Origin of the sequence: Kitasatospora sp. NPDC056446, assembly GCF_042796115.1 — a bacterium.
In the GTDB taxonomy this organism is placed as follows: domain Bacteria; phylum Actinomycetota; class Actinomycetes; order Streptomycetales; family Streptomycetaceae; genus Kitasatospora.
Genome location: NZ_JBHTRF010000034.1, coordinates 38,144 through 53,806 on the forward strand (window position 1 = coordinate 38,144; position 15,663 = coordinate 53,806).

Genomic DNA, 15,663 nt, shown 5'->3' on the forward strand with positions numbered 1-15,663 from the left:
TGCGGCGGATGTGGCGCTGACCAGCGGCTCTAGCGTTCCGACGGCAGATGCGCCGTTTGCGAAGTGTCCGGTTTGTACATCGATATGTGCCGATTTGGACAATGCGCGTATCCGTACTGTTCGTTTGCGACACTGGTGCATTCGCCGGGTACTGTCCCATGTTTGTTCGGTTGGTCCCGGTTGACACCCCTTGCGGAATGTCGGGGGCCGGCCGCTAGGACACCCTCCCTCGCCTAGAAGGACCGCAGCTTTGGCCAGCAACACCCTCGGTGCGCGTCTGCTGCGACGCAAGCCCGTCTCGACACTGATCGCGGAGAGCGAGGGGCGCGACGCCCTTCCGGCCGGCGCGCCCGAGGAGGGCGGCCGCTCCGGCATCCACCTACGCCGCTCGATCGGCCTCTGGCAGCTGTCCTCGATCGGCATCGGCGCCACCATCGGCACCGGCATCTTCTTCGTGCTGAACACCGCGGTGCCCTCGGCCGGCCCGGCCGTCATCCTGTCCTTCGTGATCGCCGCGGTCACCGCCGGACTCACCGCGCTCTGCTACGCCGAGATGGCCTCCGCGATCCCGGTCTCCGGCTCCTCGTACTCCTACGCCTACGCCACCCTCGGCGAGGGCGTGGCCTTCGCCGTCGGCATCTGCCTGCTGATGGAGTACGGCGTCTCCGCCTCCGCGATCGCGGTGACCTGGGCCGAGTACCTCAACAAGTTCTTCGACCTGGCGTTCGGGTTCAAGATCCCCGAGCAGCTGTCCGGCGCCCCGGACAGCACCCACTGGTTCAACCTGCCCGCGCTGCTGCTGGTCGCGATGGTCTGCTTCCTGCTGATCCGCGGCGTCAGCGAGTCGGTGAAGGTCAACGCGGTGATGGTCGCGGTCAAGATCCTCATCCTGCTGATGTTCATCGGGGTGGCGCTCACCGGCTTCCAGTCCGGCAACCTGACCCCGTTCATGCCGCTCGGCATCAGCGGCGTGCAGGTCGCCGCGTCCAGCATCTTCTTCTCCTTCATCGGCCTGGACGCCGTGTCCACCGCCGGTGAGGAGGTCAAGAACCCGCGCCGCACCCTGCCGATGGCGATCATCATCTCGCTGGTGGTGGTCACCCTGCTCTACATCCTGGTCGCCCTGGCCGGCATCGGCGCCCAGCCCTGGACCAAGTTCGAGGGCCAGGAGGCGGGCCTCGCCCAGATCCTCCAGAACATCACCGGCCAGAGCTGGCCCGCGATGGTCTTCGCGTTCGGCGCGATCGTCTCGATCTTCAGCATCACCCTCGTGGTGATCTACGGCCAGACCCGCATCCTGTACTCGATGGGCCGCGACGGCCTGCTGCCCAAGCGCTTCGCCGAACTCTCCCCGCGCACCGGCACCCCGGTCTGGAACACCCTCGTGGTCGGCCTCGGCGTGGGCGCGCTCGCCGCCTTCATCCCGCTGCGGGTCCTGGCCGACATCACCAGCCTCGGCACGCTCATCGCCTTCTCGGTGGTCTCGATCGGCGTGATCATCCTGCGCCGCACCCAGCCCGACCTGCCGCGCGGCTTCAAGGTGCCCGGCTACCCGGTCGTCCCGGTGCTCAGCGTCGCCTTCTGCGCCTACCTGGTCAAGGGCCTGCACGCCGACACCTTCCGGGCCGGCGGGATCGCCCTCGCCGTCGCCGTGGTCGTGTACTTCGGCTACAGCGTCAAGCACTCCCGGCTGGAGCGGGCCGACCAGGAGTCCGTGCCCGCCGACCGAAGCTCCGGCTGACCCGGAAGCGAACCCGACGTGAAGGGCCGCCGACCGGTACGACACACGGCGGCCCTTTTCACGCCGTCCTCCGCCCAGTGCCCAACGCCATGGCGACAGGGCCGGGCCCGCACCCATAACCTTCCACCATGGTGAGCACCCGCACGCCCGGCTACTCCCGCCCGCGCGGCCGCTTCACCGGCCGCCGCAGACCGCCGGCCCAGACCATCGCGACCGAGGGGTCGTCCGAAGCCGGACGGCTGCCGAGAGGCTTCTCCACCCGGCCGTTCCCCCGCCAGCGTGGCGAGAGCACGTTTCCGCCCACGCCCGATCGGCTGAATCCCGCCAAGCTCGCCTCGATGCGGACCGTCCAACTGCTCGGCTGCCTGATCGCGGCCGGCTGGGCCGCCGCCTTCCCGCTCGTCTCCGACCTGCCCAACCAGCGGCAGTGGGGCCTGATCTCGGCCCCCGCCTACGCCCTGGCCGGACTGCTCTGCCTGACCCTTCCGGGCCGCTTCGCTGCCCGCGCCGCGGCCGCGGTCGCCCTCGTCGGCGCCGTGCTCCTGCCGCTCGGACTGCTCGCCCTGAACGGCCGCCACCAGTCCGAGGTCATGGTCGTCGAACGCTCGGCCCACCTGCTGCTCACCACGGGTGACGTCTACCTGCCGCACCCGACCGTGGTCACCGACTACAACCCGTACCTGCCCGCGATGGCGCTGTTCGGGCTGCCGCGCCAACTGCTCGGCGACTCCACCGCCTTCGCCAGGGTCGCCGGGGACGCCCGGATCTGGTTCGCCCTGACCTTCTTCGCCTGCCTGCTGGCCGCCTGGCGGCTGCTGCGGCCCTCCGGTCCCCGCGCCGGCGACCCGCGCCCGCCCCTGCTGCCGCTGACCGTCCTCACCGCCTCGCCGCTGATAGCACTCGCCCTGGTCGTCGGCGGAGTGGACCTGCCGCTGATCGGGGTCTGCTGCCTGGCCATGGCGCTCGCCGAACGGGACCGCACCGTCGGCGCCGGGCTGGTGCTCGCCCTCGCCTGCACCCTGAAGTGGACCGCCTGGCCCGCGCTGCCGGTCGCCGTCCTGCTGCTCTGGCGGCTCTACGGCCGCCGGCCCGCCGCCCGGACCGCGCTGATCGCGGTCGGGGTGAGTACGGCGGTGATCCTGCCCTCCGTGCTGACCCAGGCGGATGCGCTGCGCGAGCAGGTGGTGCGCTTCCCGCTCGGGATGACCGCGATCCGCACCCCCGCCGGCAGCCCGCTGCCCGGCAAGGTCCTGGCCGGCTTCGGGCCGACCGGGCACTCCATCTCGCTGGCGCTGATGACGGTGGCCCTGGTCGGGGTGGCGATCTGGCTGCTGGCCCGGCCGCCGGTCTCCGCGATCGCCGCGGCCGACCTGCTGGCCGCCGGGCTCGCGATCGCCTTCATGCTCGCCCCGGCCGGACGGTTCGGGTACCTCGCGCTGCCGGTGGTCCTGGTGATCTGGCCCCGGCTGGCGGCGCGGCGCTGGAGCAGCCGGCGCCCGGCCCCGCCCGGCCGGGCGCCGGACCGGCCGGAACCCGCGTTGAGAAGGGGCTAGCTCCTGCCCTCTCCTCGGACTCCCGTCCTCCGGGCGGACGACGGGAGTCCGGAGACGACCCCTAGCGGCCGGCGGCGGCCTTCAGGATGGAGGCCACCGCCGGGCCGGCCGCGTCCACGCCGTGGCCGCCGCCCTGCACCTCGGCGGCCACCGCGATGTTGCCGCGGAAGGCGGTGAACCAGCTGTTGGTGGTGGACGCGCCGGCGACCTCGGCGGAGCCGGTCTTGGCGCCCGCGTTGTCGGTGATCCCGGCCATCACGCCGCTGGCCGTGCCGCCGGTGGCGGTGGCGTTCATCATCGCGCGCAGCTTGGCGGCGACGTCCGGCGAGATCTGGCGGGCCGCCGCCTGCTGCGGCAGGCCGGCGACCAGGACGGGCTGCTTGAACGCGCCGCTCTGCACGGTCGCGGTGATCGAGGCGATCGCCAGCGGGTTCATCTGGACCTTGCCCTGGCCGATGTAGTTCATGGCCTGCTCGTCCTTGCTGCCCGGCGTCGCCGGCACCTTGCCGTCGGCGTTCGGCAGGCCGGTCTTCCACTCCAGGCCGATGCCGAAGACGTCCTTGGCCGTGCCGGACAGCGTCTCGGGCTTGAGGCTGGTCAGGCCCTGGTTGATGAAGGCCGTGTTGCAGGACACCATGAAGTCCTGCTGGAGCGTGTTGTTCGGGAAGGCGCCCGGGAAGTCGTTCGGGATCGCCACCGCGTTGCTGCTCTTCTCCGGGCAGGCCACCACGGTGTCCGGGTTGACCCCGGCCTCCAGCAGCGCCGCCGAGGTGACGATCTTCATCGTCGAGCCCGGTGCGAGCAGCCCGGTGAAGGCCCGGTTCTGGCCGTTGGCCGGGGAGTTGGCGAAGGCCAGTACCTGGCCGGTGCTGGGCTCGATCGCGACGATGGAGCCGGGCTTGCCGCCCAGGTCGGTCATCGCCTTCTCGGCGGCGGCCTGGACGGTGTTGTCGAGGGTCACCTTGAACGGCTTGCCGGGCTTCGGCTCGACGATGGTGAACAGCTTGTCGGAGGCGGCCTTGCCGGCCGGGTCGGAGATCACCACCGCCTTGCCCGCGTCCTGGTCCTTGGCCGGGTCCGGCGGGAGCAGCTTCTGGGCGTTGTCCTGCAGCGTGCTCATCAGCGCCGCGGTGAGCGAGGCGCCCTGCACCGGCTTGCCGTTGCGGTCCACCACGGTGGACGGCGGGGCGAAGACCTGCTGGGTGGCGATGGTCTCGTTGCCGGACAGGTGGGGGTGGATCACCGACGGCGCCCAGTGCACGGCCGGGGTGTTGTCGCTCATCTTCACGACGCCGAGGAAGCCCTGGTAGTCCCAGGCCCGGGCGGTGCCCTCGAACTCGGCACGGGCCTTGAAGCTCATCAGGGTGCCGGTGGGCCCGGGCGTGGCGGAGGCGGACGGCGAGTCGCCGGCGCCCGGGGTGCCGGCCGCCGTGGGCGTCGCGGAGGCGCCGGGGGTGGGCTTGGCCGGGGCCGGGGTGCCGGTGGCGGCGCTGAAGACCTGCTGGGTGGTCGGACCGGTCGGGGTGAGGGTCAGCGCGCTCGGCTTCACCTGGTCCTTGAACGCGGTCAGCGCGGTGGTGGCCGCGGCCGGGTCGTCGGTCAGCGAGGCCGCCTTGGCGAGGTCGCCGGCCGCCCAGGCGGCCAGGAAGTCCTTCGCGCCGGCCGCGGCCTGCTCGGCCGAGGGCGGCTCGGCGACGACCGTCCGGGGTTTGCTGCCGCCGGATCCGGAGTCCGAGCCGCCCATCAGGCTGTACGCGCCGTAGCCGCCGCCCGCGAGGACGGCGATGGACACGCCGGTGATGATGCCGATTTTCGCGCCACTGCGCATGGTGCAGTTCCCCCTGGGGTCTCGCGGCCGGGCGAAACCGGCCGGGGCCGGAAACGCGGTACCTCCCCACCCTAGGCAGGCGAAATCGGTGCGCCGACGAAACGCCCGGCACTTGTGACGGATCTGGTACGTGTCGTGCACCGCATACGGACGATTCGGGGGAACGCGGTGTGCGCCGTCGCCCGGCCGGGCCGCGCGGGCGGGTCGGGCGGGGCGGGCGTCAGATCCAGCTGCTGAACCACATCCGGCGGCGCCAGTCCTCCAGCGGGATCGTCTGGCCGGTGTAGAGCGGGAAGAAGAACAGGAAGTTCCAGACGATCAGCAGCACCAGCAGGCCGGCCGCCGCGGAGCCGATGATCCGGCGGTCCCGGGAGGCGCCGGGCGGGCCGATCAGGGCGCCGATCAGCATCGTCACCGCGAGCACCAGGAACGGGACGAAGACCACCGCGTAGAACAGGAAGATCGTCCGCTGCTGGTAGGCGAACCAGGGCAGGTAGCCGGCCGCCAGGCCGCACAGCAGCGCGCCGGCCCGCCAGTCCCGCCGGGCGGCCCAGCGCCACAGGCAGTAGGCCAGCGCCAGCACGCCCGTCCACCACAGCAGCGGGGTGCCGATGCCCAGCACCTCGCGGGCGCAGTCGGCGGCCGTGCAGCCGGCCTGGCCCAGCTTGGGGGACTCGTAGAAGAAGGAGACCGGGCGGCCCAGGAACAGCCACGACCACGGGTTCGACTGGTAGGTGTGCGGGTCGCTCAGGTGGGTGTGGAACTCGTAGACCGTCGAGTGGTAGTGCCACAGGGCGCGCAGGCCCTCGGGTATCCACGGGAAGTCGGTGGACCGGCCGACCGCCCAGTCCCGGCCCCAGCCGCCCTTGCCCGGGGCGTTGCTGCTGGCGAACCAGCCCCACCAGGACGCGATGTAGACCGCGATCGGGACCAGGACGACGGAGACGAAGGCGGGCGCCACGTCCCGGGCGAGCACCGCCCGGTACGGGTGCGGGGCACCGGCCAGGCGGCGGGCGCCGACGTCCCAGAGCACCGTCATCAGGCCGAAGGCGGCCATCACGTACAGGCCGCTCCACTTGGTGGCGCAGGTCAGGCCGACGCACACGCCGGCCGCGATCCGGTACGGGCGCCAGCCCAGGTTCACCCGCTGGGCGAGCTCCGCGTTCTGCACCCCGCCCAGCCGCTCGGCGAGCAGGCCCCGGGTGCGGTCGCGGTCCAGCAGCAGGAAGCCGAAGGCGGCGACGATCCAGAACATCACCACCAGGTCGAGCAGCGCGGCCCGGCTGAGCACCAGGTGCAGGCCGTCCACCGAGAGCAGCAGGCCCGCGACGCAGCCCAGCAGGGTCGAGCGGAACATCCGGCGGGCGATCCGGGCGAGCATCAGCACCGACAGGGTGCCGAGCAGGGCCACCGCGAAGCGCCAGCCGAAGGGGTTCATGCCGAACAGCTGCTCGCCCAGGCCGATGATCCACTTGCCCACCGGCGGATGGACCACGTACGAGGCCGTCGACCGGTACGGGACGGCCGCTCCGGGCGTCATGATCGTCGTGTTGGCGTCCTCCGGCCAGCTGATCTCGTAGCCGCCGTGCCAGAGCGCGTAGGCGTCCTTGGCGTAGTACGTCTCGTCGAAGATCACCGCGTGCGGCTGCCCGAGGTTCACGAACCGCAGGATCCCGGCGAACACCGCCACCGCGACCGGGCCCAGCCAGCCGGACCAGCGGCACAGGAAGTACCACAGGCCCTGCGGCAGCGAGAGGCCCAGGCGCAGCAGCAGCGCGGACTGCGGCACGTCGCGCGGGGTCACCCGGGGGCCGTCCGGCATCGGCGGCACCAGCCGCTCGGCGAGCGGGGCCGCCGGGCGGGCGAGGTAGCCGTGGCGGGACAGGCGCTCGCGCCAGGTGGGGGGCGCCGGCTCCGCCGGGGGTGTCGGCTCCGCCGGTTCCGTCGGGGCCGCCGGGGTCGTCGGCTCCGCCTGTTCCGCCGGGCGCGGGGACGGCACGTCGACGGCGCCCCGCGCGGAGTGGTCCGTACCAGTGGGCGTCTGCGCCGCCGTGTCGCCGTTCATCCGCCACATCGTAGGGGCGCACTTCGTACGCGTGTCCGCTCCCTCGGAAGCTGACCGAATCGTCACCAAAAGCCCCGCGCGGCGGCAACTGGAAGGATGGGGCCCGTGACAGGAGTACTCGTTCTCGCAGGCACACCCATCGGCGACGTCTCGGACGCCCCGCCCCGACTGGTCAACGAACTGGCCACGGCCGACGTCATCGCGGCGGAAGACACCCGGCGGCTGCGCCGGCTCACCCAGGCCCTGGGGGTGACCCCGGCCGGGCGGGTGCTCTCCTACTTCGAGGGCAACGAGGTCGGCCGCACACCCGAACTGGTCGAGGCGCTGCTCGGCGGCGCCCGGGTGCTGCTGGTCACCGACGCCGGCATGCCCTCGGTCTCCGACCCCGGCTACCGGCTGGTCGCCGCGGCCGTCGAGGCGGACATCAAGGTCACCGCGGTGCCCGGCCCGTCCGCGGTGCTCACCGCGCTCGCGCTGTCCGGCCTGCCGGTCGACCGCTTCACCTTCGAGGGCTTCCTCCCCCGCAAGACCGGCGACCGGGCGCGGCAGCTCGCCACCGTCGCCGCCGAGCCGCGCACCATGGTCTTCTTCGAGGCACCGCACCGGATCGCCGAGGCCCTGGCCGCGATGGCCGAGGCGTTCGGGCCGGAGCGTCCGGCCGCCGTCTGCCGCGAGCTGACCAAGACCTACGAGGAGGTCAAGCGCGGGCCGATCGGCGACCTGGCGGCCTGGGCGGCCGACGGCGTCAGGGGCGAGATCACCGTCGTCGTCGCCGGCGCCCCGCCGGCCGCGCCGCAGGAGCTGACCCCGGCCGAACTGGCCCGGCTGGTGGCCCTGCGGGAAGAGGCCGGGGAGCGGCGCAAGGAGGCCATCGCGGCGGTCGCGGCCGAACTGGCGCTGCCCAAGCGGGACGTCTTCGACGCGGTCGTGGCGGCCAAGAAGGAGGGCCTGGACGGGGGTCTGAAAAAGGCGTGAATTCCGGGGGGTTGCGTTGCGCACGGGGCGTCGTACCTTGGAGGGAAGGCCCCGGTAAACACCCGCTGTGCTGAAGCTTCGGTCGCGGTTTCCAGCCCCCGGGAGGCCCTTCGTATAGGACTTCCCAACCCGCATCCAAGTCTTCACAAGTGGGGCATCGGTCGGGGCGGTCCGGGCATTTCCTGGAATGGAAAGACCCAGCCGGGCGAGCGTCCGGCGGGCGCTGGGAGACGGCTATGAGCGAGACGATCGGTAGCCCCCTGAGCACCGCGGGCCTGGCCGGCCGCGCGCACACTCCCGTCGAGACCGTACGGGAGGCCTACTCCTTCGCGTGCCTGCGATGCGGGTACGGCTGGGAGCAGGCGTACGACATCGAGCACCACGCGACCAAGGACGGCCACGTCGTGTTCGAGTACCACGCCAACGGTGTCCGGGTGCCGTCTCCGCTGCTCAAGCCGACCTGCCCCGGATGCGGTGGACACACCGTCCGGATCATGCGCGAGGGCCGGGTGGCCTCCGCCGACCAGCCCTGGCAGCACGCCCCCGGCTACCCGGCGCACGCCGAGCCGGCCGGGCCGCCCCCGGTGCCCGGGCCCGCCAAGCCGCGCGGACGCTGGGCCCGGTTCTGGTCGCGGCTGCTGGGCTGACACCGAGGACACGGGGCGGACCGCCCCCGGCCGGGTCGTGGACCCCGCCGGGGGCGGTCCGCTGTACGGCGGGACCGGCGGGCCCGGGCACCCGGGGCGGGGTGGTCCGTCACTCCGCCGGGGCCGCCGGTAACTCGGTCGAGGGTGGTCCGCGTGCCCGACTAAGCTTTCCGACCATGGCGGCCACTGCAGACCACAGCACCACCGGGACGAGCACCCCGGCGTACTACGTTTCCACCCCGATCTACTACGTCAACGATCGCCCGCACCTGGGCCACGCGTACACCACCGTGGCGGGCGACGTCCTCACCCGCTGGCACCGCCAGCGCGGCGAGAAGGTGTGGTACCTGACCGGCACCGACGAGCACGGTCAGAAGATCATGCGGACCGCCGAGGCGAACGGCGTCACCCCGCAGGAGTGGTGCGACAAGCTGGTCGAGGAGGCCTGGAAGCCGCTCTGGGAGCACCTGGAGATCGCCAACGACGACTTCATCCGCACCACCCAGCAGCGCCACACCGACCGCGTGCAGGAGTTCGTCCAGGACCTGTTCGACAAGGGCGAGATCTACAAGGGCGGCTACTCCGGCCCGTACTGCGTCGGCTGCGAGGAGTTCAAGCTCCCGGCCGAACTGCTCGACGGCGCCACCGAGGACGAGAAGCTCTGCTCCGTCCACAAGCGGCCGGTCGAATGGCTGGAGGAGGAGAACTACTTCTTCCGCCTCTCCGCCTACGGCCCCAAGCTGCTGGAGTTCTACGCCGCGAACCCGGACTTCATCCAGCCGGCCACGGCCCGCAACGAGGTGCTGCGCTTCGTCGAGCAGGACCTGAAGGACCTCTCGATCTCCCGCTCCACCTTCAACTGGGGCGTGCCGCTGCCCTGGGACGAGAAGCACGTCCTCTACGTGTGGGTCGACGCGCTGCAGAACTACATCACCGCGGCCGGCTACGGCAGCGACCCGGAGCGCTTCGCCGAGCTCTGGCCCGCCTCCGTCCACCTGGTCGGCAAGGACATCCTGCGGTTCCACGCCGTCATCTGGCCCGCCATGCTGATGGCCGCCGGCCTGCCCCTGCCCAAGCGGGTCGTGGCCAACGGCTGGCTGATGGTCGGCGGCGAGAAGATGTCCAAGTCCAACCTGACCGGCATCTCGCCCACCGACCTCACCTCGCACTTCGGCGTCGACGCGTACCGCTACTACTTCCTGCGGGCGATCCCGTTCGGCACGGACGGCTCGTTCTCCTGGGAGGACTTCACCGCCCGCTACACCTCCGAACTGGCCAACGACTTCGGCAACCTGGCCTCCCGGGTCGCCGCGATGGTCGGCAAGTACTACGGCGGGGTGCTGCCCGCCGCCACCGCGCCGGGTGACGCCGAACAGGCCGTCGCCGACGGGCTGGCCAAGGCCGTCGAGACCGCCGACCGGAAGATCGGCGAGGAGCTGGACTTCGCCGGCGGCCTCGCGGCGATCTTCGAGTTCGTCAAGCAGGTCAACGGCTACATCACCGAGCAGGAGCCCTGGAAGGTCGCCAAGGACGAGTCGGAGGAGGGCCGGGCGCGCCTCGCGACCATCCTCTACACCGCCGCCGAATCGCTGCGCGCCACCGCCGTCCTGCTCAACCCGGTGATGCCGTCCACCGCCGAGAAGCTGTGGGCCTCGCTGGGCGCCGAGGCGGCCGGGCTGGGCACGCTCCCCGCGCAGACCATCGCCACCGTGGCCGACTGGGGCCGGCTGCCCGCCGGCGCCACCGTCACCAAGGGCGAGATCCTCTTCCCGCGGCTCGAAGAGAAGCCGGCCGCCTGACATGGCCGCCAAGGACGACGACCGGTCGACCCCGCCGCCGCTGCCGGAACCCCTGGCAGTGGCGGTGGCCGACTCGCACACCCACCTCGACATGCAGTCCGGCACCCCGGCCGAGGGCCTGGCCAAGGCCGCCTCGGTCGGCGTGACCACGGTGGTCCAGGTGGGCTGCGACGTCCCCGGCTCGCGCTGGGCCGCCGACCTGGCCGCCCGCTACGAGCAGGTGCACGCGGCCGTCGCCCTCCACCCGAACGAGGCGCCGAGGATCTTCCTCGGCGACTCGGACGGCTGGTCCGGGCAGCAGCGCAAGGCGGGCGGCGCCGAGGCACTCGACGAGGCGCTCGCCGAGATCGACCGGCTCGCCGCACTGCCGCAGGTCCGCGCCGTCGGCGAGACCGGCCTGGACTACTTCCGCACCGGCCCGGAAGGCGTGGAGATCCAGAAGGAGTCGTTCCGCCGCCACATCGAGATGGCCAAGCGGCACGGCAAGGCCCTGGTCATCCACGACCGGGACGCCCACGAGGACGTCATCGCCGTCCTCCTCGCCGAAGGCGCCCCCGAACGGACCGTCTTCCACTGCTACTCCGGCGACGCCGCGATGGCCAGGACCTGCGCCGAACACGGCTGGTACCTGTCCTTCGCGGGCCCGGTCACCTTCAAGGCCAACCAGCCGCTGCGGGACGCGCTGCTCGCCACCCCGCTCGACCGCGTGCTGGTCGAGACCGACGCCCCGTTCCTCACCCCGCACCCCTACCGGGGGCGGCCCAACGCCCCGTACCTGATCCCGGTCACGGTGCGGTCCATGGCCGCGACGCTGGGGCTGCACGAGGACGAGCTGTCGGCGGCCATCGCGGAGAACACCGCCAGGGCCTTCGGGTACTGACCGGTGGGGCGGCGGCTTCCGAGTGCTGAGCCCTCGGGGCCGGGGCCGGGGCCGGGGGCCGGGGGTGTCGGCCCCTGCCGTCCCGGGGGGCCGGAGCCGCGGTGTGGGGGCCCCGTCCGGATCGGCGCGTCCGGACGGCGGCCCCCGCGCCCGTATCCTTGGCGCGTGAGCACCACCGACCCCACCCCTGACAGCTACTTGCTGGGCGCCGCCGACATCCGGGAGCTGGCGGCCGCGTTCGGCGTGAAGCCGACCAAGCAGCGCGGCCAGAACTTCGTCATCGACGGCAACACCGTGCGGCGGATCGTCCGCGCCGCCGAGGTGACGGAGCAGGACGCGGTGGTGGAGGTCGGGCCGGGCCTCGGCTCGCTGACGCTCGCGCTGCTCGACGCGGCGCGGCACGTGACGGCGGTCGAGATCGACCCGGTGCTGGCCCAGCACCTGCCGGACACCGTCGCGGCTCGGCTGCCCGGCCGGACCGACTCCTTCGACCTGGTGTTCAGCGACGCCATGGAGGTCACCGAGCTGCCCGGGCCCCCGCCCACCGCGCTCGTCGCCAACCTCCCCTACAACGTGGCCGTGCCCGTCCTGCTGCACATGCTGGCGACCTTCCCCAGCATCGAGCGGACCCTGGTGATGGTGCAGAGCGAGGTCGCCGACCGGCTCGCCGCCAAGCCGGGCAGCAAGGTGTACGGCGTCCCGTCCGTCAAGGCCAACTGGTACGCCGAGGTCAAGCGGGCCGGGGCCATCGGGCGGAACGTGTTCTGGCCCGCCCCCAACGTCGACTCCGGACTGGTCTCGCTGATCCGCCGCGACCCGCCGAAGACCACCGCCACCCGCGCCGAGGTGTTCGCCGTCGTCGACGCCGCGTTCGCCCAGCGGCGCAAGACCCTGCGCGCCGCACTCGCCGGCTGGGCCGGCTCCGCCGCCGCCGCCGAGCAGGCGCTCGCGGACGCCGGGATCGACCACAAGCTGCGCGGCGAGATGCTGACCGTGGAGCAGTTCGCCGCGATCGCGGAGCACAAGCCGCGGCCGGCGGCGGAGCACGTGGCGGAGCCGGCTCAGGCGTCGCAGCAGGCGGCGGAGCAGGCCTCGGAGCAGAAGTCGCAGCAGACGTCGCAGCAGAGCGCGAAGGACAAGGACGCCGAGTGATCACCGTACGGGTGCCGGCCAAGGTCAACGTCCAGCTGGGGGTCGGCGGGCTGCGCGCCGACGGCTTCCACGACCTGGCCAACGTCTTCTTCGCCGTCGCCCTCGGCGACGAGGTCACGGCCACCCCGGGCCAGGGCGTCACCCTGACCTGCGCCGGGCCCGACGCCGCCGCCGTCCCCCTGGACGACAGCAACCTGGCCGCCCGGGCCGCCCGGCTCCTCGCCGCCCACCACGGCATCGCCGACCCGGGCGTGCACCTGCACATCGCCAAGGCCATCCCGGTGGCCGGCGGCATGGCCGGCGGCAGCGCCGACGGCGCGGCGGCGCTCGTCGCCTGCGACGCGCTGTGGCAGCTGGACACCCCGACGGAGACCCTGCTGGAACTGGCCGCCGAACTGGGGTCGGACGTGCCGTTCGCCCTCTTCGGCGGCGTCGCCCTGGGCCGCGGCCGGGGCGAGATCCTGGAACCGCTGGCCGTCGAGGGCACCTTCCACTGGGTCTTCGCGGTCGCCGACGGCGGCCTGTCCACCCCCGCCGTCTTCCGCGAGTGCGACCGGCTCCGCGACGAGGCCGGCACCGGCTCCAGCGACAGCGACATCGCCACCCCCGACGCCGACCCGGCACTCCTCGCCGCCCTCGCCGAAGGCGACGCCGTCGCCCTGGCCGCCGCGCTCGCCAACGACCTCCAGGCCGCCGCGCTCTCGCTGCGCCCCGCGCTCGCGGACACCCTGCGGGCCGGCACCGAGGCGGGCGCCCTCGGGGCCCTGGTCTCCGGCTCCGGGCCGACCTGCGCCTTCCTCGCGAAGGACGCCGACGCGGCCGCCGCCGTCGCCGAGGCGCTGCGGGCCTCCGGCACCTGCCGGACGGCGCACGCGACGTACGGGCCGGTGCCGGGCGCCTCGCTGCTGCCGTAAGCATCCGCGAGCTGCCGGAGCAGCGGCAGGGTCGTGCCTGCCGCAGGGCGCGGTGCCTCACGGCGCTTCGGGGCGCTTCGGGGCGCGGTGCTTTCGCGCGCTTCGCGGCGCTTCGCCGTCCGGCGCCCGCCGGACAACGCGGTGAGGGCGTCGCCGCGTGCCCATTAGGCTGGGGAGATCGGGACGTGCCCGAGCCAGGGGCGGTGGGCCGCCCGCGACCCACCGAATCCAGGAGCGCAGCACACGTGGCCGTCAACCTCGCCACCATCGAGTCCGTCACGAAGGTCTACGGCACCCGCGCCCTGCTGGACGCGGTCAGCCTGGGCGTCAGCGAGGGCGACCGGATCGGTGTCGTCGGCCGCAACGGCGATGGCAAGACCACCCTGATCCGGATGCTCGCCAAGCTGGAAGAGCCGGACGGCGGACGGATCACCCACGCCGGCGGGGTGGAGATGGCCGTCCTCACCCAGCACGACTCGCTCGACCCGACCGCCACCATCCGGCACGAGGTCATCGCCGGCCGCGCCGACCACGAGTGGCTCGGCGACGCCCGGATCCGCGACATCATCGAAGGCCTCTTCGGCGGCCTCGACCTGCCCGGCTTCGCCGACGGCCTGGACACCGTCATCGGCCCGCTCTCCGGAGGCGAGCGCCGCCGGATCGCCCTCGCCAAGCTGCTGCTCGGCTCGCCCGACCTGATCGTCCTCGACGAGCCCACCAACCACCTCGACGTCGAGGGCATCAACTGGCTTGCCGAGCACCTGCAGAAGCGCCGCTCCGCGCTCGTCTGCGTCACCCACGACCGCTGGTTCCTCGACCAGGTCTGCACCCGGATGTGGGATGTCCAGAGCGGTGCCGTGCACGAGTACGAGGGCGGCTACTCCGACTACGTCTTCGCCCGCGCCGAACGCTCCCGGATCGAGGCCGTCGAGGAGCAGAAGCGCCAGAACCTGGCCCGCAAGGAGCTCGCCTGGCTGCGCCGCGGCGCCCCCGCCCGCACCTCCAAGCCGCGCTACCGGATCGAAGCCGCCAACGCGCTGATCGCCGACGTGCCGGACCCGCGAGACAAGTCCGAGCTGATGAACTTCGCCAACGCGCGGCTGGGCAAGACGGTCTTCGACCTGGAAGGCGTGACCGTCAAGGCCGGCCCCAAGCTGCTGCTGGAGAACCTCACCTGGCAGCTCGGCCCCGGCGACCGGATCGGCCTGCTCGGCGTCAACGGCGCCGGCAAGACCTCGCTGCTGCGCGCCATGCGCGACGCGTACGCCAGCGAGGGCGACGTGCAGCCGGCGTCCGGCGTCATCAAGGTCGGCAAGACCGTCCGGCTCGCCTACCTGTCTCAGGAGGTCGCGGAGCTGGACCCGGCGATCCGGGTGCTCCAGGCCGTCGAGCAGGTGCGCTCGCGCGTCGACCTCGGCAAGGGCCGGGAGATGAGCGCCGGGCAGCTGTGCGAGCAGTTCGGCTTCAGCAAGGACAAGCAGTGGACGCCGGTCGGCGACCTGTCCGGCGGCGAGCGCCGCCGCCTCCAGCTGCTGCGGCTGCTGATGGACGAGCCCAACGTGCTGTTCCTCGACGAGCCGACCAACGACCTGGACATCGAGACGCTCAACCAGCTGGAGGACCTCCTCGACGGCTGGCCCGGATCCATGGTCGTCATCAGCCACGACCGCTTCTTCATCGAGCGGACCACGGACGTCGTCCACGCCCTGCTCGGCGACCGGAAGATGCGGATGCTGCCGAACGGCGTCGACGAGTACCTGGAGCGGCGGGCCCGGATGGCCGCCGCGGCCGCTCCCGTCGTCGCTCCCGCCGCCGCCTCCTCGGAGACGGCCGGGGACGCCGCCTCCGCACTGTCCGGCGGAGACCTCCGGGCAGCCAAGAAGGAGATGCAGAAGCTGGAGCGGCAGATCTCCAAGCTGGACCAGAAGGAGTCCAAGCTGCACGCCCAACTCGCCGAGCACGCCGCCGACTTCTCCAAGGTCGCGGAGCTGGACGCCCAGCTGCGCGGGGTCCGGGAGGAGAAGGAGGAGCTGGAGATGAGCTGGCTGGAGCTGGCCGAGCAGGTCTGAGCCGGCCGGGGGTGGGGGCCGGAGGCCGGGGTCAGGGGCG

11 protein-coding genes are annotated in these 15,663 nt (G+C 72.7%); 9 read left to right on the forward strand and 2 right to left on the reverse strand.

Features of this window, described 5'->3' with window-relative positions:
• Positions 1-250: 250 nt before the first annotated feature.
• A complete protein-coding gene (locus tag ACFQ6N_RS21860) occupies positions 251-1,741 on the forward strand; it encodes an amino acid permease (RefSeq protein ID WP_380651378.1) in 1,491 nt (496 codons plus the stop codon).
• Between the two features lie 128 nt (positions 1,742-1,869).
• Positions 1,870-3,294: a glycosyltransferase family 87 protein gene (locus tag ACFQ6N_RS21865; protein WP_380651380.1), complete on the forward strand. Its 1,425-nt coding sequence runs from the start codon at positions 1,870-1,872 to the stop codon at positions 3,292-3,294.
• Between the two features lie 61 nt (positions 3,295-3,355).
• On the opposite strand, the gene ACFQ6N_RS21870 is transcribed toward ACFQ6N_RS21865, so the two are convergent.
• Together ACFQ6N_RS21870 and ACFQ6N_RS21875 are read right to left on the reverse strand one after the other, a co-directional pair.
• Entirely contained in the window at positions 3,356-5,122 is a 1,767-nt protein-coding gene (locus ACFQ6N_RS21870; RefSeq protein WP_380651382.1) for a penicillin-binding transpeptidase domain-containing protein, read from the reverse strand.
• 220 nt (positions 5,123-5,342) lie between these two features.
• Positions 5,343-7,187 (reverse strand): dolichyl-phosphate-mannose--protein mannosyltransferase, encoded by a 1,845-nt coding sequence (locus ACFQ6N_RS21875; RefSeq protein ID WP_380651385.1) that lies wholly within the window; start codon positions 7,185-7,187, stop codon positions 5,343-5,345.
• 105 nt (positions 7,188-7,292) lie between these two features.
• Here ACFQ6N_RS21875 and rsmI point away from each other — a divergent pair, with 105 nt between their 5' ends.
• The 7 genes from rsmI (at position 7,293) to ACFQ6N_RS21910 (ending at position 15,623) form a co-directional block, all read left to right on the forward strand.
• Positions 7,293-8,162, forward strand: a complete 870-nt coding sequence (rsmI, locus tag ACFQ6N_RS21880) for a 16S rRNA (cytidine(1402)-2'-O)-methyltransferase (RefSeq protein ID WP_380651388.1) — start codon at positions 7,293-7,295, stop codon at positions 8,160-8,162.
• A gap of 236 nt (positions 8,163-8,398) precedes the next feature.
• On the forward strand, positions 8,399-8,809 hold the full coding sequence (locus ACFQ6N_RS21885; RefSeq protein ID WP_380651390.1) for a hypothetical protein: 411 nt from the start codon (positions 8,399-8,401) through the stop codon (positions 8,807-8,809).
• Between the two features lie 176 nt (positions 8,810-8,985).
• Positions 8,986-10,608, forward strand: coding sequence for a methionine--tRNA ligase (metG, locus tag ACFQ6N_RS21890; protein WP_380651393.1), 1,623 nt, complete (start codon positions 8,986-8,988; stop codon positions 10,606-10,608).
• A gap of 1 nt (position 10,609) precedes the next feature.
• On the forward strand, positions 10,610-11,488 hold the full coding sequence (locus tag ACFQ6N_RS21895) for a TatD family hydrolase (RefSeq protein ID WP_380651396.1): 879 nt from the start codon (positions 10,610-10,612) through the stop codon (positions 11,486-11,488).
• 165 nt (positions 11,489-11,653) lie between these two features.
• Entirely contained in the window at positions 11,654-12,640 is a 987-nt protein-coding gene (gene rsmA, locus ACFQ6N_RS21900) for a 16S rRNA (adenine(1518)-N(6)/adenine(1519)-N(6))-dimethyltransferase RsmA (RefSeq protein ID WP_380651398.1), read from the forward strand.
• The gene (locus ACFQ6N_RS21905; protein WP_380651400.1) at positions 12,637-13,554 is read left to right on the forward strand and encodes a 4-(cytidine 5'-diphospho)-2-C-methyl-D-erythritol kinase; all 918 of its coding nucleotides are present in this window, start codon (positions 12,637-12,639) and stop codon (positions 13,552-13,554) included. The genes rsmA and ACFQ6N_RS21905 overlap by 4 nt, the downstream gene beginning before the upstream one ends.
• Before the next feature lie 245 nt (positions 13,555-13,799).
• On the forward strand, positions 13,800-15,623 hold the full coding sequence (locus ACFQ6N_RS21910; RefSeq protein WP_380651403.1) for an ABC-F family ATP-binding cassette domain-containing protein: 1,824 nt from the start codon (positions 13,800-13,802) through the stop codon (positions 15,621-15,623).
• Positions 15,624-15,663 lie beyond the last annotated feature (40 nt).